A 17,917-nucleotide genomic window follows, 5' to 3' on the forward strand; every position below is an offset into this window, starting at 1 on the left:
ACAGAAGAGGACGAGAGAGACCTATGGCGGGACAGAAGATCCGCATCAGGCTCAAGGCCTATGACCACGAGGTGATCGACACCTCCGCGCGGAAGATCGTGGACACCGTCACCCGTACGGGTGCGAAGGTGGCAGGCCCCGTGCCGCTGCCGACGGAGAAGAACGTCTACTGCGTGATCCGCTCGCCCCACAAGTACAAGGACTCCCGCGAGCACTTCGAGATGCGCACCCACAAGCGCCTGATCGACATCATTGACCCCACGCCGAAGACCGTCGACTCGCTCATGCGTCTCGACCTTCCCGCCGGCGTCGACATCGAGATCAAGCTCTGAGGTAGATCGAGATGACCTACGAACACAACGCAAAGGGCCTGCTGGGCACCAAGCTCGGCATGACCCAGGCATGGGACGAGAACAACCGCGTCGTCCCCATCACCGTCATTGCGGCCGGCACCAACGTGGTGACCCAGGTCCGCTCCCCCGAGGTCGACGGCTACAACGCCATCCAGATCGGGTTCGGCGAGATCGAGGCCCGCAAGGTCACGAAGCCCAAGGGTGGCCACTTCGAGAAGGCCGGCGTGACGCCGCGCCGCCACCTCGTGGAGCTCCGTACCGCCGAGGCCTCGACCTACACGGTCGGCCAGGAGATCAGCCCCGAGATCTTTGCTGCAGGCGACGTCGTCGACGTGACCGCCACCAGCAAGGGCAAGGGCTTCGCGGGAACGATGAAGCGCCACGGCTTCTCCGGTGTGGGTGCCTCGCACGGTGCGCACCGCAACCACCGCAAGCCCGGTTCCATCGGCGCCTGCGCCACCCCGGGTCGCGTCTTCAAGGGCGTCCGGATGGCCGGTCAGATGGGTGGCGACACCGTCACCACGCAGAACATCACGGTTCACGCCGTGGACGCCGAAAAGGGCCTCATTCTGGTCAAGGGCGCCGTTCCCGGCCCCAAGGGCAGCCTCGTGGTCATCCGTTCGGCCGTGAAGAAGGAGGCCGTCAAGTGAGCACCGCTAAGAAGGTCGCCGTCGAGCTGCCCACCGAGATCTTCGGTGTCGAGGTCAACATCCCGTTGATCCACCAGGTCGTCGTCGCCCAGCAGGCTGCCGCTCGTCAGGGCACCGCGTCCACCAAGAGCCGCGGCGAGGTCCGCGGTGGTGGCCGTAAGCCCTACAAGCAGAAGGGCACCGGCCGCGCCCGCCAGGGCTCGACCCGCGCTCCGCAGTTCGCCGGTGGTGGCGTCGTGCACGGCCCCAAGCCGCGTGACTACGACCAGCGCACCCCCAAGAAGATGAAGGCTGCCGCTCTCAAGGGCGCCCTCTCCGACCGCGCGAACAACGACCGCGTGCACGTCGTCGAGTCCCTGGTCTCCGGCGACAAGCCGTCGACCAAGGCCGCGATCACCGCGCTGGCTTCGCTCTCCGAGCGCAAGCACATCCTGGTTGTGCTCGAGCGTCGCGACAGCCTGACCTGGCTCTCGCTGCGTAACGCGCCGGCCGTGCACATCGTCGCGGTTGACCAACTCAACACCTACGACGTGCTCCGCGCCGACGACGTGGTGTTCACCAAGGGTGCTTTCGACGCTCTGGTGAACAAGGGCACGAAGACCGAGGAGGGCGACAAGTGAGCACCCTGCACAAGGACCCCCGCGACATCCTGATCGCACCGGTCGTGTCCGAGAAGAGCTACGGCCTGCTCGACGCGAACAAGTACACCTTCATCGTGCGTCCCGACGCCAACAAGACCGAGATCAAGATCGCGGTCGAGAAGGTCTTCGGCGTGAAGGTCGTTTCGGTCAACACGTTGAACCGCCAGGGCAAGACCCGCCGCACGAAGTTCGGCCTCGGTAAGCGCGCCAACACCAAGCGCGCCATCGTGAGCCTGGCCGAGGGCGACCGTATCGACATCTTCGGAGGTCAGAACTGATGGCTATCCGCAAGTACAAGCCGACTACGCCGGGCCGTCGTGGCTCGTCGGTGGCTGACTTCGTTGAGATCACCCGTTCGACGCCGGAGAAGTCGCTGACGCGTCCGCTGTCGAAGACCGGTGGCCGTAACAACCAGGGCCGGATCACCACCCGGCACAAGGGTGGCGGTCACAAGCGCGCCTACCGCATCATCGACTTCCGTCGGTACGACAAGGACGGCGTGCCGGCCAAGGTCGCTCACATCGAGTACGACCCGAACCGCACCGCTCGGATCGCCCTGCTGCACTACGCGGATGGCGAGAAGCGCTACATCGTTGCGCCCAAGGGTCTGACCCAGGGCACCCCGGTCGAGTCCGGCGTCGGCGCCGACATCAAGCCGGGCAACAACCTGCCGCTTCGCAACATCCCGGTCGGTACCACCATCCACTGCGTGGAGCTGCGTCCCGGCGGCGGTGCCAAGCTGGCCCGCTCCGCTGGTAACAGCGCGCAGCTGGTCGCTCGTGAGGGAAGCCGCGCAACGCTGCGTCTCCCGTCGGGCGAAATGCGCTATGTCGACGTCCGCTGCCGCGCGACTGTTGGAGAGGTCGGCAACGCCGAGCAGTCCAACATCAACTGGGGCAAGGCCGGCCGTATGCGCTGGAAGGGCCGTCGTCCCACCGTTCGTGGTGTCGTGATGAACCCGGTCGACCACCCGCACGGTGGTGGTGAGGGTAAGACCTCCGGTGGTCGTCACCCGGTCTCGCCGTGGGGTAAGGCCGAAGGCCGCACCCGTAAGCGCAAGGCCTCTGACTCCCAGATCATCCGTCGCCGCAAGTCCGGCAAGGGTAGGAAGTAACCGAAATGCCTCGTAGCCTGAAGAAGGGTCCCTTCATCGATGGCCACCTCCTCAAGAAGGTGGACGCCGAGAACGAGAAGGGCTCCCACAACGTGATCAAGACCTGGTCGCGCCGCTCGATGATCATCCCGGCCATGATTGGCCACACGATCGCGGTGCACGACGGTCGCAAGCACGTTCCCGTCTTCGTGTCTGACTCCATGGTCGGCCACAAGCTCGGCGAATTTGCCCCCACCCGCACCTACCGCGGGCACGTGAAGGAAGACCGGAAGGGTCGTCGTCGCTAAGGCGGCGCGACAGAACTGGAGATAACGAGCAATGAGCGTTACTGAGCGTCAGCGCGTGAGCGCCCGCCGCGAGTCGCTGCTCGGCGACCAGCCGGGAGCCTTCGCGAGCGCCCGCTTCGTGCGAATCACCCCGATGAAGGCGCGCCGTGTCGTTGACATGGTCCGCGGCCTTCCGGTCGACGAAGCCCTGGCCCTGCTGCAGTTTGCACCGCAGGCCGCCGCGGAAACTGTCTACAAGGTGTTGGAGTCGGCAATCGCCAACGCAACCACCACCGAAGGCCTGGCCGCCGGCGACCTCGTCGTCAGCAAGGCCACGGTCGACGAAGGTCCGACGATGAAGCGGTGGCGTCCGCGTGCGCAGGGCCGGGCTACCCGGATCAACAAGCGCACCAGCCACATCACGCTGGTCGTCCAGCCGGCCGACGTTGCAAATGGAAAGGGTGCCTGATGGGCCAGAAGATCAACCCGAACGGCTTCCGCCTCGGCATCTCGACCGACCACAAGAGCCGTTGGTACGCCGACAAGCTGTACAAGGCATACGTCGGCGAGGACGTCGCCATCCGCAAGCTCCTGTCGAAGGGCATGGAGCGCGCGGGCATCGCCAAGGTCGAGATCGAGCGGACCCGTGACCGTGTCCGCGTCGACATTCACACCGCCCGCCCGGGCATCGTGATCGGCCGCCGCGGCGCCGAGGCCGACCGGATCCGTACCGAGCTGGAGAAGCTCACCGGCAAGCAGGTTCAGCTGAACATCCTCGAGGTCAAGAACCCCGAGATCGACGCTCAGCTGGTTGCTCAGGGTGTTGCCGAGCAGCTCTCGGGCCGCGTCCAGTTCCGCCGCGCGATGCGCAAGGCCATCCAGACCTCGATGCGTTCCGGTGCCAAGGGCATCCGGATCCAGTGCTCGGGTCGTCTGAACGGCGCGGAGATGTCGCGTACCGAGTTCTACCGCGAGGGTCGCGTTCCGCTGCACACGCTGCGTGCGGAGATCGACTACGGCTTCTACGAGGCCCGCACCACCTTCGGCCGTATCGGCGTCAAGGTGTGGATCTACAAGGGCGAGGTTGCGGGTACCCGTGCCGAGCGTGAGGCGCAGGCTGCGGCCCGTGCCGGTGCGCCCGGTCGTGGTGGCCGTGGCGGTCGCAACGAGCGTCCGGCCCGCGGCAACCGCGGCGACCGTCCGGCTCGTGGCAACCGCGACGCCCAGGCTGAGGCTCCGGCCCAGGCCGCTGACACCCCGGCCGCTGAGGCGGCCCCGAGCACCGCACAGGAGGGCTGAGCTCCATGTTGATGCCCCGTCGTGTCAAGCACCGGAAGCAGCACCACCCCAAGCGGCGTGGCGTTGCCAAGGGCGGCACCAGCCTCGCCTTCGGCGACTTCGGCATTCAGGCCGTTGAGGGTCACTACGTGACGAACCGCCAGATCGAAGCGGCGCGTATCGCGATGACCCGTCACATCAAGCGTGGCGGAAAGGTCTGGATCAACATCTACCCGGACCGTCCCCTCACCAAGAAGCCGGCCGAGACCCGCATGGGTTCCGGTAAGGGTTCCCCGGAGTGGTGGGTTGCCAACGTGAAGCCCGGCCGCGTGATGTTCGAATTGTCCGGCGTCAGCGAGGACGTGGCCCGCGAGGCCATGCGTCGCGCGATGCACAAGCTCCCGATGAAGTGCCGCTTCGTCACTCGCGAGGCAGGTGAATTCTGATGAGCAGCAAGACCAACTCGGCTCACGAGCTCGACCAGCTCAGCAACGGCGACCTCGAAGCCAAGCTGACCGAAGCTAAGGCGGAGCTCTTCAACCTCCGTTTCCAGTCGGCCACCGGCCAGCTGGAGAACAACGGCCGCCTGCGTACGGTCAAGAAGGACATCGCCCGGATCTACACGGTGGTCAACGAGCGCAAGCTCGGCATCCGCACCAACCCGGACGCCAGCGAGAAGGACACGGACGCATGAGCGAGAACAACACGGTTGAGGCGCGCAACGCCCGCAAGGTCCGCGAGGGCCTGGTCGTCAGCGACAAGATGGACAAGACCGTTGTCGTGACGGTCGAGGACCGCGTGAAGCACGCGCTCTACGGCAAGGTTCTGCGCCGCAGCAGCAAGCTGAAGGCGCACGACGAGCAGAACGAGTGCGGCGTCGGCGACCGGGTCCTGATCATGGAGACCCGCCCGCTGTCGGCCACGAAGCGCTGGCGCGTCGTCGAGATCCTCGAAAAGGCCAAGTGATCCCCGGCCGTCTCGGCCACCGACTTCAAACAACTAGTTCGGCAAGGCTCGGCGCAGCGATGCGCCGAGAACCGGCTCGACAACCAGGAGAAATTCGATGATCCAGCAGGAGTCGCGACTCAAGGTCGCCGACAACACCGGTGCAAAGGAAATCCTTTGCATCCGTGTTCTCGGTGGCTCGGGTCGGCGCTACGCCGGTATCGGCGACATCATCGTTGCCACCGTCAAGGACGCGATCCCGGGTGGCAACGTCAAGAAGGGTGACGTCGTCAAGGCCGTTGTGGTGCGCACGAAGAAGGAGCGTCGTCGTCCGGACGGTTCCTACATCTCGTTCGACGAGAACGCAGCCGTGATCCTTAAGAACGACGGCGAGCCGCGAGGCACCCGTATCTTCGGCCCGGTGGGCCGCGAGCTGCGCGAGAAGAAGTTCATGAAGATCATCTCGCTCGCCCCGGAGGTGCTGTGATGGCTAAGCAGTCGATCAACATCAAGAAGGGCGACACCGTCAAGGTGATCGCAGGCAAGGACAAGGGCGCCGAAGGCAAGGTGATCTCCGTTCTCCGTGAGGAGCAGCGCGTGATCGTCGAGGGTGTCAACCGGATCAAGAAGCACGAGAAGGTCGTGAACACCGGCAGTGGCAACACTGGCGGCATCATCACCACCGAGGCTCCGATCCACGTGTCCAACGTGATGCTCGTCGAGGGTGACGGCGTCACCCGCGTCGGCTTCCGCCGTGACGAGGTGACCAAGCGTCGTCCCGACGGCACCGAGTACACCGCCCAGCGCAGCGTTCGCGTTTCGCGCAAGACGGGCAAGGAGATCTGAGATGAGCGACACCACCAGCATCCCGCGGCTCAAGACCCGGTACCGCGAGGAGATCCTCCCGGCACTCAAGTCCGAGTTCGAGATTGCCAACGTCATGCAGGTTCCCGGCCTGGTCAAGGTCGTCGTGAACATGGGTGTGGGCGAGGCTGCCCGCGACTCGAAGCTGATCGAAGGCGCGATCAAGGATCTGACCGCTATCACCGGTCAGAAGCCCCAGGTCACCAAGGCCCGCAAGTCCATCGCGCAGTTCAAGCTGCGTGAGGGCATGCCGATCGGCGCGCACGTCACCATGCGCGGCGACCGCATGTGGGAGTTCCTGGACCGCCTGCTGTCCCTGGCCCTGCCCCGTATCCGCGACTTCCGCGGCCTCAACGGCAACCAGTTCGACGGCCGTGGCAACTACACCTTCGGTCTCACCGAGCAGGTCATGTTCCACGAGATCGACCAGGACCGGATCGACCGGTCGCGTGGTATGGACATCACTGTCGTCACCACCGCCACCAACGATGACGAGGGTCGTGCGCTGCTGAAGCAGCTGGGCTTCCCGTTCAAGGAAGGCAACTGACATGGCGAAGACCGCACTGAAGGTCAAGGCCGCGCGTAAGCCGAAGTTCGCGGTTCGTGGTTACACCCGCTGCCAGCGCTGTGGCCGGCCCAAGGCCGTCTACCGCAAGTTCGGCCTGTGCCGTATTTGCCTGCGCGAGATGGCACACCGTGGCGAGCTGCCCGGCGTGACCAAGTCCTCCTGGTGAACCCAGAACTCAATCACAACGATCGCTGAAGGTCGTGCCCAGGAGTAGGGCACGAAACCACGGTGGGAAAGGGCCATCCGGCCATGACGATGACTGACCCGATCGCAGACATGCTTACGCGTCTGCGCAACGCCAACCAGGCGTTCCACGACTCGGTTGCCATGCCTTACAGCAAGCTGAAGGCGGGGGTTGCCGAGATCCTGCAGCAGGAGGGTTACATCACCTCCTTCGACGTGAAGGACAACGTCACCGACGCCGGCGAGCCGGCTGTTGGCAAGACGCTGACCATCACCCTCAAGTACGGGCGTAACCGCGAGCGTTCCATCGCTGGCGTGCGCCGCATCAGCAAGCCGGGCCTTCGGGTCTACGCGAAGCACACGGGTCTCCCGAAGGTGCTTGGCGGACTGGGTGTCGCGATCATCTCGACCAGCCAGGGCCTGCTTACCGACCGTCAGGCGAACCAGAAGGGCGTGGGCGGCGAAGTCCTCGCCTACGTCTGGTAACCCGCTCTACGAGACCAGAAAGGAAGAGAAGCATGTCGCGCATTGGCAAGCTCCCCATCGCGGTCCCGTCGGGTGTCGACGTCCAGATCGCTGACAGCCTCGTGACCGTCAAGGGCCCCAAGGGCACCCTGTCGCACAACGTGGCTTCGCCGATCGTCGTCGAGCGTGGCGAAGACGGCTCCCTCGAGGTGAAGCGCCCCAACGACGAGCGTGAAGCTCGCTCGCTGCACGGCCTCACCCGCACCCTGATCAACAACATGGTCGTGGGTGTGACCGAGGGCTATGAGAAGAAGCTCGAGATCGTCGGCGTTGGTTACCGCGTTCTCTCGAAGGGCCCGACCGAGCTGGAGTTCCAGCTGGGCTACTCCCACCCGATCTTCGTGAAGGCGCCCGAGGGCATCACCTTCACCGTTGAAGGCCCCACCAAGCTTGGTGTGGTCGGCATCGACAAGCAGGTCGTGGGCGAGGTCGCAGCCAACATCCGGAAGCTCCGCAAGCCCGAGCCGTACAAGGGCAAGGGCGTCCGCTACGCGGGCGAGCAGATCCGCCGCAAGGTCGGAAAGGCAGGTAAGTGACCATGGCTATCTCGTTGTCCAACAACAAGCACACCGCTGCGCGCACCAAGTCGCGTCTGCGTCGTCAGGTCCGTGGTCGCAAGAAGATCAGCGGCACCGCCGAGCGTCCGCGCCTGGTGGTCACCCGCTCTGCTCGCCACATCAGCGTTCAGGTTGTCGACGACCTCGTCGGCAAGACCCTGGCCTCTGCCTCCACCATGGAGGCCGAGCTGCGCGACCTGGGCGCTGACAAGAGCGCCAAGGCCAAGCGCGTCGGCGAACTCGTCGCCGCTCGGGCCAAGGACGCTGGCGTCTCGGAGGTCGTTTTCGACCGTGCCGGTAACAAGTATCACGGTCGCGTTGCGGCCCTGGCAGATGGCGCCCGCGAGGGCGGCCTGACGTTCTGATCGCGAAGACGAGCAAGAGAGAGAAGAGGAAGTTCTCATGAGCGGAGCCCAGCGCGGACAGCGCGCCGGTGGCGAGCGCCAGGGAGGCGACCGTCGCGGAGGCCGCGACAACCGCAACCAGGGTGCTGACAAGACCGCGTACATCGAGCGTGTCGTCACGATCAACCGCGTTGCCAAGGTCGTGAAGGGTGGTCGTCGCTTCAGCTTCACCGCCCTCGTGGTTGTCGGTGACGGCGATGGTCTCGTCGGCGTCGGTTACGGAAAGGCCAAGGAAGTTCCCGCGGCCATTGCCAAGGGTGTCGAGGAAGCGAAGAAGGCATTCTTCAAGGTTCCCCGCGTCCAGGGCACCATCCCGCACCCGGTTCAGGGTGAGAAGGCTGCCGGCGTGGTCATGCTGCGTCCGGCCGCTCCTGGTACCGGTGTTATCGCCGGTGGCCCGGTGCGTGCAGTGCTCGAAGCCGCGGGTATCCACGACATCCTGAGCAAGTCGCTCGGTTCGTCGAACCAGATCAACATCGTTCACGCCACTGTTGAGGCGCTGAAGATGCTGGAGGAGCCCGAAGCAGTGGCAGCCCGTCGCGGTCTTCCCGTGGAGGCGGTTGCCCCGGCAGCGCTGCTCAAGGCCCGTGCGGAGGTGTCGAACTGATGGCACGCCTGAAGGTCGAGCAGAAGAAGAGCGGCATCGGCTGCAAGGAGAACCAGCGCGAGACGCTTCGCACCCTGGGTCTCAAGCGGATCGGTGACGTGGTCGTCAAGGAGGACCGCCCGGAGATCCGCGGCATGGTCCACACCGTTCGCCACCTGGTGGCGGTCGAGGTCATCGAGGGAGACAACTGACATGACTCTCAAGTTGCACCACCTGCGTCCGGCACCCGGTGCCAAGACCGCCAAGACCCGCGTCGGTCGTGGTGAAGGCTCGAAGGGTAAGACCGCGGGCCGTGGTACCAAGGGCACCAAGGCCCGGTACCAGGTCTCGGCTGCCTTCGAGGGTGGCCAGATGCCGCTGCACATGCGGCTGCCGAAGCTCAAGGGCTTCAAGAACCCGTTCAAGGTCGAGTTCCAGGTCGTGAACCTGGACAAGATCTCCTCGCTGTTCCCCGAGGGCGGCGCCATCACGGTGGAGAACCTGGTTGAGAAGGGCGCTGTGCGCTCCGGTCAGCCGGTCAAGGTTCTCGGCCAGGGCGACATCTCGGTTGCCGTTCAGGTGAGCGCTCAGGCGTTCTCCGGTTCGGCCAAGGAGAAGATCGAGGCTGCCGGCGGCACCATCACGGTGCTCTGACCTCACGGTCAAACCGGGTTTACGAGTTGTGGGGCGCGTCAGACACACGGATTACGTGTGTCGGGCGCGCCCTGCGCCGTCCCTGCCGCAGGCCATTCGGCCGCCTGTTAGGCTTCCCCGACGCCTCGCCCAGCCCACGCTGGTGACGAGGTCCGCGAGCTTGAGAAAGAGGATCACGTGCTGAGCGCGTTTGCTAACGCTTTCCGGACGCCGGATCTGCGACGCAAGTTGCTGTTCGTCCTGGGGATCATCGTGATCTTCCGGTTCGGATCCCAGTTCCCGACCCCCGGCGTCCACACGGCCAACGTGCAGACGTGTATCGACGGGGTGAACGACAACAGCGTCTACAACCTGATCAACCTGTTCTCGGGTGGAGCGCTGCTCCAGCTCTCGGTCTTCGCGCTGGGCATCATGCCCTACATCACCGCGTCGATCATCCTTCAGCTGCTCGTCGTGGTGATCCCGCGGCTCGAAGCGCTGAAGAAGGAAGGCCAGTCCGGTCAGGCCAAGATCACGCAGTACACCCGCTACCTGACGCTGGCGCTCGCCGTGTTGCAGGCGACCGGCATCGTGGCACTCGCCCGCTCCGGTCAGCTGCTCCAGGGCTGTGAGCTGCCGCTGCTCCACGACACCGACTCGATCAGCCTGTTCCTGGTCATGGTGATCACCATGACCGCTGGTACCGCTGTGATCATGTGGTTCGGCGAGCTGATCACCGATCGCGGTATCGGCAACGGTATGTCGATCCTGATCTTCACCCAGGTCGTCGCGACCTTCCCGGGCTCGCTCTGGGCGGTCCAGCGCGGCGAGGGTTGGTTGACCTTCGCCATCGTGATGGTGATCGGTCTGATCCTGGTCGCAGGTGTCATCTTCATCGAGCAGGCTCAGCGCCGGATCCCCGTGCAGTACGCACGACGGATGGTCGGCCGCAAGATGTTCGGTGGCAACTCGACCTACATCCCGCTCAAGGTCAACCAGGCCGGCATCATCCCGGTCATCTTCGCGTCGTCCTTGATGTACCTGCCGGCGATGGCCGTCCAGTTCAACCAGGCCAACGAGAACCCGCCGTCCTGGATCAGCTGGATGAACAAGTACCTGGTCGACGGCAGCCACCCGCTCTACATGGCGATCTTCTTCTCGCTCATCGTCTTCTTCACCTACTTCTACGTGTCGATCACCTTCGACACCCACGAGGTGGCTGACAACATGAAGAAGTACGGCGGCTTCATCCCCGGGATCCGGGCCGGTAAGCCGACCGAGGACTACCTGTCCTATGTTCTATCCCGGATCACCTTCCCGGGTGCTCTCTACCTCGGTCTGATCGCATTGGTGCCGTTGATCGCGTTCGCGGTGATCAACGCCAACCAGAACTTCCCGTTCGGCGGAACCTCCATCCTGATCATGGTGGGTGTCGCCCTGGACACGGTGAAGCAGATCGAAAGCCAGCTTCAGCAGCGCAACTACGAAGGATTCCTACGCTGATGCGTCTCATCCTGATGGGCCCCCCGGGCGCCGGAAAAGGCACCCAGGCAAAGGTCATCGCCACCCATTTCAAGATCCCTGCCATCTCCACGGGCGACATCTTCCGGGCGAACGTAGCGGGCAAGACCCCGCTCGGCCTCGAAGCTCAGCGCTACATGGACGCCGGCGAGTACGTTCCGGACGAGGTCACCAACGCCATGGTGCGTGACCGGATCGCGCTCCCGGACGCCGAGCCGGGCTTCCTGCTCGACGGCTACCCGCGCACCCTGGCTCAGGTCGGCGAACTCGACTCGATGCTCGGTGACGCCGGCCAGCAGCTCAACGCTGTGGTCGCGCTGACGGCGCAGCTCGACGAGCTGGTGGCCCGACTGCTCCAGCGTGCCGCGGTAGAAGGCCGCGCCGACGACACCGAGGAAGTCATTCGTCGGCGTCAGGAGGTCTACGCCGAGCAGACCGAGCCGCTGCTCACGGTCTACCGCGAGCGTGGCCTGTTGATCGAGGTCGACGGCATGGGCGAGATCGACGCGGTCACCCACCGCATCTTCGACGCTCTCGAGCAGCCGGCACTCTGAGCACTGTGTTCAACCGCCGGATCGAACTGAAGACCCCGGAGCAGATCGGCCTGATGCGTCAGGCCGGTCTGTTGGTGGGGGAGACCCTGGAGCTTCTCCGCACCTCGGTGCGGGCCGGGATCAGCACGGCCGAACTGGATGCCATCGCTGAGGACCGTATTCGGTCCGGCGGTGGCATTCCGTCGTTCAAGGGTTACGGCCACCCGCCGTTCCCTGGCTCGATCTGTGCTTCGGTCAACGACGAGGTCGTCCACGGCGTCCCGGGTGCCCGGGTGCTTGCCGAGGGCGACATCATCTCCATCGACTGTGGCGCCATCGTCGAGGGCTGGCACGGCGACGCAGCGATCACCGTGGCCGTGGGCGAGGTACCGGCCGAGGTGACCGAGCTGATGCGGGTCACAGAGGAGTCGATGTGGCGTGGCTTCGCCGCAGCCCGTCTCGGTGGCAAGGTCAGCGACATCTCGCACGCGATCGAGAGCTACGTCCGCTCGCAGGGCGACTACGGCATCCTCGAGGACTTCACCGGGCACGGCATCGGTTCCGCGATGCACCAGCCACCGGACGTACCGAACTTCGGTAAGCCGGGGCGTGGCCCGAAGTTGGTCCGCGGCCTGGCGCTCGCCGTCGAGCCGATGGTCACACTCGGCTCGAAGCACACCGAGATGTTGGAGGACGACTGGACGATCGTCACCGACGACGGCAGTTGGGCAGCCCACTACGAGCACTCGTTCACGCTCACCCCGGACGGCGCTTGGATCCTCACCGCCCTCGACGGCGGCGAGCAGCGCCTGGGTGAACTCGGCGTCCCGTTCGGCGGACGCTGACACCGACAGTCCACAACGAGAGAGTCCCCCGACACCGTGGGTGTCGGGGGACTCTCTCGTTGTTCCCGCCGGTGCCGATGGTCGGCGGCGGAGGCTAGCGCCTGATCTTCACGGCCTTGGCGGTCGCGGTGGCGGTCTTCCAGCCGGACTTGGTGGCGGTGACCTTCACGGTGATCTTCTTCTTGGCGTCCTTCTTGGTGGCCTTGGACTTGGCCTTGGTGGCGCCCTTGATCGTCTTGCCGTTGCGCAGCCACTGGTACTTCACCGTGACGGTGGTGTTCCAGGTGCCCTTGGTGGTCTTGAGGACCTTGCCGACCTTGGCCTTGCCGGTGATGGCGGGCTTCTTGGTGTTCTTGATCGGCTTGGCCCCCGGCGGGCTGACGGCCGGCGGGGCGCTCACCGAGAATGCGGCCTCGCTCAGTGACACGTTGCGTGTGATGTCGCTGCCGTTGCCCAGTTGGGCACCGGACCAGAGTCGGATCCGGTAGTCGTGCCCGCCGAATGTCACCGTCGAGCCCGTGCTGCCGGTCGTCGTGCCGTCCGGCAGAGTGATGACACTGCTGAACTCTCCGGGTGCGGTGAAGGCGGCGGCGGGGACCAGCGCCCAGATCTTGGCGTTCGGGTGTGGCTGGAAGGCGGGCAGGCGCTGCGCTGCGTCGATCGTGACCTGGTCCGCACGTTCGAGGACGACGCCGACCTGGGACGACGCGGTTGACGAGCGGTCGAGCCAGCCCGTCCCACTGACGGTCACCGTGCCGCCGGGCGCGGTGGCGGCGCTGACGTCGGCGCTGGCGGCATAGGACGCGGTGGTCTGGAAGAGCGTGAACTGGGTGGTGACCGGGTCGTTGTCCAGCACGTGCACGCGGTGGGTTCCGGCCTCGGTGACCTTGCCGTCGCTCTGGTAGCGGGGGATCACCAGGGGCTCGTCGGAGAACGAGCCGTCGGCGCCCACCTCGATCCGGCCGCGGGTGGCTTCGGCGATCTCCTCGTCGGGGTCGGCACCGAGTTGGCCGTAGGCGTCGAAGTCCATCTTCACCGCAAGGCGCTGCCCGGGGCAGAACCCGCTGCCGGAGATCAGCAGGGTGTCGCCGGGCGCGACGGCACCGGCACTGGTGGTCAGGGTCTCGCTGCCGCAGTTGGCTGCGACGGCGGACGGTGCGGTCTGGAACTGCAGGCCGGTGAGCGCCAGGGCGCCGACGAGCGGAGCGGCGAGCGCACGGAGGCGAGGGCGATGGGTCATGTCAGCTTCTTTCGGTGAACGGGGTGAGGGGTGGCTGCTCGCCCGGCGAGCAGCCACCCCTCGGTGGTTCAGACGGTGGCCGTCTGCATCACTTCTTGATCTTCACGGCCTTGGCGGTCGCGGTGGCGGTCTTCCAGCCGGACTTGGTGGCGGTGACCTTCACGGTGATCTTCTTCTTGGCGTCCTTCTTGGTGGCCTTGGACTTGGCCTTGGTGGCGCCCTTGATCGTCTTGCCGTTGCGCAGCCACTGGTACTTCACCGTGACGGTGGTGTTCCAGGTGCCCTTGGTGGTCTTGAGGACCTTGCCGACCTTGGCCTTGCCGGTGATGGCGGGCTTCTTGGTGTTCTTGATCGGCTTGGCGGCCGGCGGGGTCACGACCGGCTTCTCGCCCACGGTCAGTGGGATCTGGATGGACCGGCCGGTGTCGCTGCCGGCCGGCAGCAGCAGGCCGCCGCTGAGCAGGCGCAGGGTGTGGTCGCCAGCGGTGAAGGCGGGGGTGGTGCCGTTCGCGCCGGTGGTGGTGCCGTCGGGCAGCTGCAGGGTTGCGGTGAAGGTGCCGTCGGCGTCCGCTTGGAGGATCGCCCAGACGGTCGGGTTCTCGGCGAGCGGCTGCGAGCGCAGGAAAGTGTTGTCGTCGATCTTGACGCCGATCCGCGAGCCGGCCCGGCCGTTCTTGGAGAACCAGCCTTCACCCTTGATGGTGACCTTGCCGCCGACGACGGCGGTACCGGTCACGGAGGCTTCGGCGGCCGGGGTGATCTTGGTGATCGAGTCGATCGTGGTGGAGCGGGTCTCGGCCACGCCCGTGTCGAGGTTGAGCGCGTAGTCGACGTCGCCGGTGGTGGCGCCGGCCTTGTCGACCATGTAGGCGGAGCCGCCGGCCACGATCAGGTGGTTGGCCGACTTGGTGATGCCCGCGGGCTGGATGGTCTCGATGATCTCCTGCTGACGGGCGTCCACGACGGTCACGGAGCCGTTGGCGAAGTCCGCCACGTAGACCAGGTCACGCTCGCGGTCGACGTCCACTGCCAGTGCTCGGGGGCCGGTCTCCACCGACCACTTGAGGGCGTGGGTGGTCAGGTCGAAGACCTGGAGGCTGGTCTTGTCGGTGCCCTGCGTCTGGTTGACGGTGTAGAGCTCGTTGCTGCCCGGGTCGATCGCGATGCTGGACGGCTGCAGCGATCCGACGGCGTCGGTCGGGATGCCGGCGTTCGGGATCGCGTGGCGGGTGAGGGCGTAGTTCGACGTCGGGTCGATGACGTAGTACTCATCGGTGCGGAAGTCGTTGGTGTAGACGCGGCCGGTGGCCTCGTCGATGTCCAGGCCCATGGTCACGGCGTAGGTGCTCTCGCCGGCGACCGGGTAGTTCTCGCGGTTCGGGATCGCGATCTCCGCGATGGGGGCGATCACCTGACCCTGCGTGACGTTGGTGCTGTAGACGGTGACCGACGCCTCGGAGGCGGCGCCGCGGTTGGCGGCGGACACATAGGCGAGGTTGCGAACCTCGTCGATGACGACCTCGCGCGGATGGTTGATCGCGACCTGGGTCTGCGGGCCCGCGAAGTCGTAGGTGCCGGCCTTGTACTCCAGCGACTCGCGGTCGAAGACGCTGACCTGGTTGTCGCGGGTGTTGGTGACCCACACGTTGTCGTTGGTGTCGTCCACGTAGATGCCATGGGTGCTCAGCCACTTGTGCTGTAGGCCGTCCGTACCGTGCTTGAGCTTGGGCAGCGTGGCCTTCTGCTTGACCTCGAGGGTCACCGGGTCGATCTTCGCCAGGGTGGCCACGGTGATCGGGGGCCGTCCCTGTGCGGAGGTGACGAACAGATCGCCCGTGTCCTGCGACTCGGCGATCTGGTACTGGCCGGCGATGCTCGCCTTGGTGGTGACGCTGAAGCCGAGGTCCGCGAGGGGATCGGCTGCGGCCGGGGTGGGCTCCTCGGCCTGGGCTGCGGTCACGGTCGCAGTGCCGGCGGCGACGAGGCCGAGGGCAGCGACCAGGCCCGCTGTGCGGCGGCGCATGTGCTGAGTCATGGGTGCGTGTCCTTCTCGGGGGTTAATTAGGCAAGCCTAACTATAGTCATATGTTCAGAAGGCAAGCCAAACAAATCTCAGAACCCGGTCGATCCGCTGGTCGCCGGTTCGCGCCTCGGAGTCGCCGCTGCCGAACGAAAAGCCCCTCGACACGGCGTGTCGAGGGGCTTTTCGTCAGGGACTATCTGGGGATGGGGGCGGGGGAGGGGTGCCTGCCTTTAGGGGAAGACGTCGACGTGGACGTGGTCGCGGTGCTCAAGGATGGCGGCCTGCTCGGCGGTTCGGCCGGAGGTGTCGGGCTGGTAGTCGCGCCACCCGTCGTCGGAGCGCCGGGCGGTCCAGATCTTGCCGTCGAAGATCACCGTGGCGATGTCGAGGCGGTCTGCCTGGGCGACCAGGTAGTAGGCGATCGACCAGCCGCGGGTCTTGTTCGCCTTGTTGATCGGACGGACGAAGATGTCCAGGGCGCGGCCGGCGTAGTGGGCGGAGCCCTCCATGTGGCCGGACTCGATCCCTTGCGGGGAGAAGCCGCCGAGCGAGAGTTCGCCGTAGGCGGCAGCGAGGTCCGCGCGGACATCGGCCGCCCGATCGGTCAGTCCGGCCGCGTTCAACTCGTCGGACCCCTTCGCCGGCGTGCCGGTCTCCGAGCAGGTGAAGGCGCCGCCCTGGGACTGGCCGGTCAGGGCGGAGGCCAGTGCGCGGCCGTCCTCGGCATGGTCCTCGTACGCCTCGGGGAAGGCGGAGCGTTGTACCTTCTGCGCGGCCTCGGTGATCCGCATCTTCTCGTAGCCGTCCACCCTGACCAGTGCGTCGTAGAAGGCGTTGGTGGAGTAGTACGGATCGAGGATCTGCTCCTCGGTGCCCCAGCCCTGGGAGGGGCGCTGCTGGAAGAGGCCGAGTGAGTCACGGTCACCGTGCTCGATGTTCTCGATCTTCGACTCCTGGTACGCGGTGGCCAGGGCGATGCTGGCAGCGCGCGCGGGCAACCCGCGGCGGACCGCGATGGCCGAGATCAGTGCCGCGTTCTCGGCCTGTTCCAAGCTGAGTTCGACCTCGTGACCGTTGACCTTCGCCGTGCAGACCTCGGGGTCGGGGAAAGGCCCGAACCCTCGGTCCACAGCGACGAAGACACCAGCCACGAGGCCAAGTGCGGCCAGGCCCCCGATGACCGGACCACGTAGACGCATGTCAGTCGTTGGCGTGCAGGGCGGCGTTGAGGGCGATGCCCTCGCCCTTCCAGGCCACGGCTTCGACGGTGCCGGTCACCGAGTTGCGGCGGAAGAGCACGTTGCTCGCGCCGGAGAGCTCCAGCGCCTTGACCACGGAGCCGTCGGCGAGGGTGACCTTGGTGCCGGCGGTGATGTAGGCGCCGGCCTCGACCACACAGTCGTCGCCGAGCGAGATACCGAGGCCCGAGTTGGCGCCCAGCAGGCAGCGCTCACCGATCGAGATGACCTGCTTACCGCCTCCCGACAGGGTGCCCATGATCGAGGCGCCGCCGCCGATGTCGGAGCCGTCGCCGACGACGACGCCGCCGGAGATCCGGCCTTCGACCATCGAGGCACCCAGGGTGCCGGCGTTGAAATTGACGAAGCCCTCGTGCATGACGGTGGTGCCGCTGGCCAGGTGCGCGCCCAGGCGGACCCGGTCGGCGTCGGCGATCCGGACGCCGGAGGGGACGACGTAGTCGACCATCCGCGGGAACTTGTCCACGCCGTAGACGCTGACGTGCTGACCGGCCGCGCGCAGGCGAGCACGGGTCAGCTCGAAGCCCTCGACGGCGCATGGGCCGGCGGAGGTCCACACGACGTTGGTGAGCAGGCCGAAGACGCCGTCCAGGTTGACGCCGTGTGGCACCACCAGGCGGGCCGAGAGCAGGTGCAGGCGCAGCCAGGCGTCGTCGGCCGACACCGGCGCGGCGGCGATGTCGTCGATGGTCACCTGACGCAGCACACGGCGCACGCCACGCAGGTCGTCGGTGCCCTCGAGGGCGGTCAACTCGGCGGGGGCGTCGCCGTCGGGAGCAGTGCCGAGCGCGGGGCTCGGGAACCAGACGTCGAGCACGGTGTCGTCAGCGGTCAGGGTGGCCAGGCCCCAGCCGTGGGCGGCGGTCTTAGTAGCAGTCACGCTGCGCAATGCTACGCAAGCGCTCCACACCGGACGTACCAAGTTCACT

General features: G+C 66.0%; 28 protein-coding genes. 24 read left to right on the forward strand and 4 right to left on the reverse strand.

The features are described 5' to 3' along the window. Positions 1 to 23: 23 nt before the first annotated feature. The 24 genes from rpsJ to map all read left to right on the forward strand — a co-directional run bounded on the left by rpsJ (position 24) and on the right by map (position 12,466). On the forward strand, positions 24 to 332 hold the full coding sequence (gene rpsJ / locus ACLM5J_RS12640; protein ID WP_008360994.1) for a 30S ribosomal protein S10: 309 nt from the start codon (positions 24 to 26) through the stop codon (positions 330 to 332). Between the two features lie 11 nt (positions 333 to 343). Continuing rightward, positions 344 to 1,003 carry a 50S ribosomal protein L3 gene (gene rplC / locus ACLM5J_RS12645; RefSeq protein WP_413656771.1) on the forward strand — a complete coding sequence of 220 codons (660 nt, stop codon included), beginning with the start codon at positions 344 to 346 and terminating at the stop codon, positions 1,001 to 1,003. After that, positions 1,000 to 1,623, forward strand: a complete 624-nt coding sequence (gene rplD, locus ACLM5J_RS12650) for a 50S ribosomal protein L4 (RefSeq protein ID WP_413656772.1) — start codon at positions 1,000 to 1,002, stop codon at positions 1,621 to 1,623. Before rplC ends, rplD begins: the two co-directional genes overlap by 4 nt. Beyond that, positions 1,620 to 1,922, forward strand: coding sequence for a 50S ribosomal protein L23 (gene rplW / locus ACLM5J_RS12655; protein ID WP_413656773.1), 303 nt, complete (start codon positions 1,620 to 1,622; stop codon positions 1,920 to 1,922). The genes rplD and rplW overlap by 4 nt, the downstream gene beginning before the upstream one ends. Next, positions 1,922 to 2,758 (forward strand): 50S ribosomal protein L2, encoded by an 837-nt coding sequence (gene rplB, locus ACLM5J_RS12660; RefSeq protein WP_413656774.1) that lies wholly within the window; start codon positions 1,922 to 1,924, stop codon positions 2,756 to 2,758. Before rplW ends, rplB begins: the two co-directional genes overlap by 1 nt. A 5-nt stretch (positions 2,759 to 2,763) precedes the next feature. Beyond that, complete coding sequence (rpsS, locus tag ACLM5J_RS12665) at positions 2,764 to 3,045, forward strand: 30S ribosomal protein S19 (protein WP_413656775.1); 282 nt, start codon at positions 2,764 to 2,766, stop codon at positions 3,043 to 3,045. 31 nt (positions 3,046 to 3,076) lie between these two features. Next, positions 3,077 to 3,493 (forward strand): 50S ribosomal protein L22, encoded by a 417-nt coding sequence (gene rplV / locus ACLM5J_RS12670; RefSeq protein WP_413656776.1) that lies wholly within the window; start codon positions 3,077 to 3,079, stop codon positions 3,491 to 3,493. After that, on the forward strand, positions 3,493 to 4,323 hold the full coding sequence (gene rpsC / locus ACLM5J_RS12675; protein WP_413656777.1) for a 30S ribosomal protein S3: 831 nt from the start codon (positions 3,493 to 3,495) through the stop codon (positions 4,321 to 4,323). Before rplV ends, rpsC begins: the two co-directional genes overlap by 1 nt. 5 nt (positions 4,324 to 4,328) lie before the next feature. Beyond that, complete coding sequence (rplP, locus tag ACLM5J_RS12680) at positions 4,329 to 4,748, forward strand: 50S ribosomal protein L16 (protein ID WP_413656778.1); 420 nt, start codon at positions 4,329 to 4,331, stop codon at positions 4,746 to 4,748. Continuing rightward, on the forward strand, positions 4,748 to 4,996 hold the full coding sequence (gene rpmC, locus ACLM5J_RS12685) for a 50S ribosomal protein L29 (RefSeq protein WP_413656779.1): 249 nt from the start codon (positions 4,748 to 4,750) through the stop codon (positions 4,994 to 4,996). Before rplP ends, rpmC begins: the two co-directional genes overlap by 1 nt. Beyond that, entirely contained in the window at positions 4,993 to 5,268 is a 276-nt protein-coding gene (gene rpsQ, locus ACLM5J_RS12690) for a 30S ribosomal protein S17 (protein ID WP_413656780.1), read from the forward strand. Before rpmC ends, rpsQ begins: the two co-directional genes overlap by 4 nt. 97 nt (positions 5,269 to 5,365) lie before the next feature. Further along, on the forward strand, positions 5,366 to 5,734 hold the full coding sequence (gene rplN / locus ACLM5J_RS12695) for a 50S ribosomal protein L14 (protein ID WP_413656781.1): 369 nt from the start codon (positions 5,366 to 5,368) through the stop codon (positions 5,732 to 5,734). Then, complete coding sequence (gene rplX / locus ACLM5J_RS12700) at positions 5,734 to 6,093, forward strand: 50S ribosomal protein L24 (RefSeq protein WP_413656782.1); 360 nt, start codon at positions 5,734 to 5,736, stop codon at positions 6,091 to 6,093. The genes rplN and rplX overlap by 1 nt, the downstream gene beginning before the upstream one ends. Position 6,094: 1 nt before the next feature. After that, on the forward strand, positions 6,095 to 6,658 hold the full coding sequence (gene rplE, locus ACLM5J_RS12705) for a 50S ribosomal protein L5 (RefSeq protein WP_413656783.1): 564 nt from the start codon (positions 6,095 to 6,097) through the stop codon (positions 6,656 to 6,658). Between the two features lies 1 nt (position 6,659). Next, entirely contained in the window at positions 6,660 to 6,845 is a 186-nt protein-coding gene (locus ACLM5J_RS12710; RefSeq protein ID WP_011757321.1) for a type Z 30S ribosomal protein S14, read from the forward strand. Between the two features lie 83 nt (positions 6,846 to 6,928). After that, positions 6,929 to 7,348: a 30S ribosomal protein S8 gene (rpsH, locus tag ACLM5J_RS12715; protein WP_413656784.1), complete on the forward strand. Its 420-nt coding sequence runs from the start codon at positions 6,929 to 6,931 to the stop codon at positions 7,346 to 7,348. Between the two features lie 32 nt (positions 7,349 to 7,380). Continuing rightward, positions 7,381 to 7,923 carry a 50S ribosomal protein L6 gene (gene rplF / locus ACLM5J_RS12720; RefSeq protein ID WP_413656785.1) on the forward strand — a complete coding sequence of 181 codons (543 nt, stop codon included), beginning with the start codon at positions 7,381 to 7,383 and terminating at the stop codon, positions 7,921 to 7,923. A gap of 2 nt (positions 7,924 to 7,925) precedes the next feature. Further along, positions 7,926 to 8,309 (forward strand): 50S ribosomal protein L18, encoded by a 384-nt coding sequence (gene rplR / locus ACLM5J_RS12725; protein ID WP_413656786.1) that lies wholly within the window; start codon positions 7,926 to 7,928, stop codon positions 8,307 to 8,309. Between the two features lie 37 nt (positions 8,310 to 8,346). After that, positions 8,347 to 8,955 (forward strand): 30S ribosomal protein S5, encoded by a 609-nt coding sequence (rpsE, locus tag ACLM5J_RS12730; RefSeq protein ID WP_413656788.1) that lies wholly within the window; start codon positions 8,347 to 8,349, stop codon positions 8,953 to 8,955. Further along, a complete protein-coding gene (rpmD, locus tag ACLM5J_RS12735; RefSeq protein WP_413656789.1) occupies positions 8,955 to 9,146 on the forward strand; it encodes a 50S ribosomal protein L30 in 192 nt (63 codons plus the stop codon). Before rpsE ends, rpmD begins: the two co-directional genes overlap by 1 nt. A gap of 1 nt (position 9,147) precedes the next feature. Further along, positions 9,148 to 9,588, forward strand: a complete 441-nt coding sequence (gene rplO / locus ACLM5J_RS12740; protein WP_413656791.1) for a 50S ribosomal protein L15 — start codon at positions 9,148 to 9,150, stop codon at positions 9,586 to 9,588. Positions 9,589 to 9,765: 177 nt separating this feature from the next. Continuing rightward, on the forward strand, positions 9,766 to 11,070 hold the full coding sequence (gene secY, locus ACLM5J_RS12745; RefSeq protein ID WP_413656793.1) for a preprotein translocase subunit SecY: 1,305 nt from the start codon (positions 9,766 to 9,768) through the stop codon (positions 11,068 to 11,070). Next, positions 11,070 to 11,642: an adenylate kinase gene (locus ACLM5J_RS12750; RefSeq protein ID WP_413656795.1), complete on the forward strand. Its 573-nt coding sequence runs from the start codon at positions 11,070 to 11,072 to the stop codon at positions 11,640 to 11,642. The genes secY and ACLM5J_RS12750 overlap by 1 nt, the downstream gene beginning before the upstream one ends. 53 nt (positions 11,643 to 11,695) lie before the next feature. Beyond that, the gene (gene map, locus ACLM5J_RS12755) at positions 11,696 to 12,466 is read left to right on the forward strand and encodes a type I methionyl aminopeptidase (RefSeq protein WP_413656899.1); all 771 of its coding nucleotides are present in this window, start codon (positions 11,696 to 11,698) and stop codon (positions 12,464 to 12,466) included. A gap of 94 nt (positions 12,467 to 12,560) precedes the next feature. Here map and ACLM5J_RS12760 read toward each other — a convergent pair whose 3' ends face one another. The 4 genes from ACLM5J_RS12760 to dapD form a co-directional block, all read right to left on the reverse strand. Next, on the reverse strand, positions 12,561 to 13,706 hold the full coding sequence (locus ACLM5J_RS12760; RefSeq protein WP_413656796.1) for a hypothetical protein: 1,146 nt from the start codon (positions 13,704 to 13,706) through the stop codon (positions 12,561 to 12,563). Between the two features lie 88 nt (positions 13,707 to 13,794). Then, a complete protein-coding gene (locus tag ACLM5J_RS12765) occupies positions 13,795 to 15,741 on the reverse strand; it encodes a beta-propeller fold lactonase family protein (protein WP_413656797.1) in 1,947 nt (648 codons plus the stop codon). A 218-nt stretch (positions 15,742 to 15,959) separates the two neighbouring features. Continuing rightward, complete coding sequence (locus tag ACLM5J_RS12770) at positions 15,960 to 16,880, reverse strand: hypothetical protein (RefSeq protein WP_413656798.1); 921 nt, start codon at positions 16,878 to 16,880, stop codon at positions 15,960 to 15,962. A 49-nt stretch (positions 16,881 to 16,929) separates the two neighbouring features. Then, a complete protein-coding gene (gene dapD / locus ACLM5J_RS12775; protein ID WP_413656799.1) occupies positions 16,930 to 17,868 on the reverse strand; it encodes a 2,3,4,5-tetrahydropyridine-2,6-dicarboxylate N-succinyltransferase in 939 nt (312 codons plus the stop codon). Between the last annotated feature and the right edge of the window lie 49 nt (positions 17,869 to 17,917).

It is taken from the genome of Nocardioides sp. Bht2 (assembly GCF_047308515.1).
Taxonomy (GTDB): domain Bacteria; phylum Actinomycetota; class Actinomycetes; order Propionibacteriales; family Nocardioidaceae; genus Nocardioides.

Bases quoted from the DNA above. Each gene is read 5' to 3' on its own strand.
- map (WP_413656899.1), top strand. From the start codon at position 11,696: ATGCGTCAGGCCGGTCTGTTGGTGGGGGAGACCCTGGAGCTTCTCCGC.
- rpsC (WP_413656777.1), top strand. From the start codon at position 3,493: ATGGGCCAGAAGATCAACCCGAACGGCTTCCGCCTCGGCATCTCGACC.
- rplB (WP_413656774.1), top strand. From the start codon at position 1,922: ATGGCTATCCGCAAGTACAAGCCGACTACGCCGGGCCGTCGTGGCTCG.
- rpsJ (WP_008360994.1), top strand. From the start codon at position 24: ATGGCGGGACAGAAGATCCGCATCAGGCTCAAGGCCTATGACCACGAG.
- rplE (WP_413656783.1), top strand. From the start codon at position 6,095: ATGAGCGACACCACCAGCATCCCGCGGCTCAAGACCCGGTACCGCGAG.
- rpmC (WP_413656779.1), top strand. From the start codon at position 4,748: ATGAGCAGCAAGACCAACTCGGCTCACGAGCTCGACCAGCTCAGCAAC.
- rplV (WP_413656776.1), top strand. From the start codon at position 3,077: ATGAGCGTTACTGAGCGTCAGCGCGTGAGCGCCCGCCGCGAGTCGCTG.
- rpsS (WP_413656775.1), top strand. From the start codon at position 2,764: ATGCCTCGTAGCCTGAAGAAGGGTCCCTTCATCGATGGCCACCTCCTC.
- rpsH (WP_413656784.1), top strand. From the start codon at position 6,929: ATGACGATGACTGACCCGATCGCAGACATGCTTACGCGTCTGCGCAAC.
- rplO (WP_413656791.1), top strand. From the start codon at position 9,148: ATGACTCTCAAGTTGCACCACCTGCGTCCGGCACCCGGTGCCAAGACC.
- ACLM5J_RS12765 (WP_413656797.1), bottom strand. From the start codon at position 15,741: ATGACTCAGCACATGCGCCGCCGCACAGCGGGCCTGGTCGCTGCCCTC.
- rpsE (WP_413656788.1), top strand. From the start codon at position 8,347: ATGAGCGGAGCCCAGCGCGGACAGCGCGCCGGTGGCGAGCGCCAGGGA.
- rplC (WP_413656771.1), top strand. From the start codon at position 344: ATGACCTACGAACACAACGCAAAGGGCCTGCTGGGCACCAAGCTCGGC.
- rplF (WP_413656785.1), top strand. From the start codon at position 7,381: ATGTCGCGCATTGGCAAGCTCCCCATCGCGGTCCCGTCGGGTGTCGAC.
- ACLM5J_RS12710 (WP_011757321.1), top strand. From the start codon at position 6,660: ATGGCGAAGACCGCACTGAAGGTCAAGGCCGCGCGTAAGCCGAAGTTC.
- ACLM5J_RS12750 (WP_413656795.1), top strand. From the start codon at position 11,070: ATGCGTCTCATCCTGATGGGCCCCCCGGGCGCCGGAAAAGGCACCCAG.
- rplP (WP_413656778.1), top strand. From the start codon at position 4,329: ATGTTGATGCCCCGTCGTGTCAAGCACCGGAAGCAGCACCACCCCAAG.
- rpsQ (WP_413656780.1), top strand. From the start codon at position 4,993: ATGAGCGAGAACAACACGGTTGAGGCGCGCAACGCCCGCAAGGTCCGC.
- rplX (WP_413656782.1), top strand. From the start codon at position 5,734: ATGGCTAAGCAGTCGATCAACATCAAGAAGGGCGACACCGTCAAGGTG.
- rplN (WP_413656781.1), top strand. From the start codon at position 5,366: ATGATCCAGCAGGAGTCGCGACTCAAGGTCGCCGACAACACCGGTGCA.
- ACLM5J_RS12760 (WP_413656796.1), bottom strand. From the start codon at position 13,706: ATGACCCATCGCCCTCGCCTCCGTGCGCTCGCCGCTCCGCTCGTCGGC.
- rpmD (WP_413656789.1), top strand. From the start codon at position 8,955: ATGGCACGCCTGAAGGTCGAGCAGAAGAAGAGCGGCATCGGCTGCAAG.
- rplR (WP_413656786.1), top strand. From the start codon at position 7,926: ATGGCTATCTCGTTGTCCAACAACAAGCACACCGCTGCGCGCACCAAG.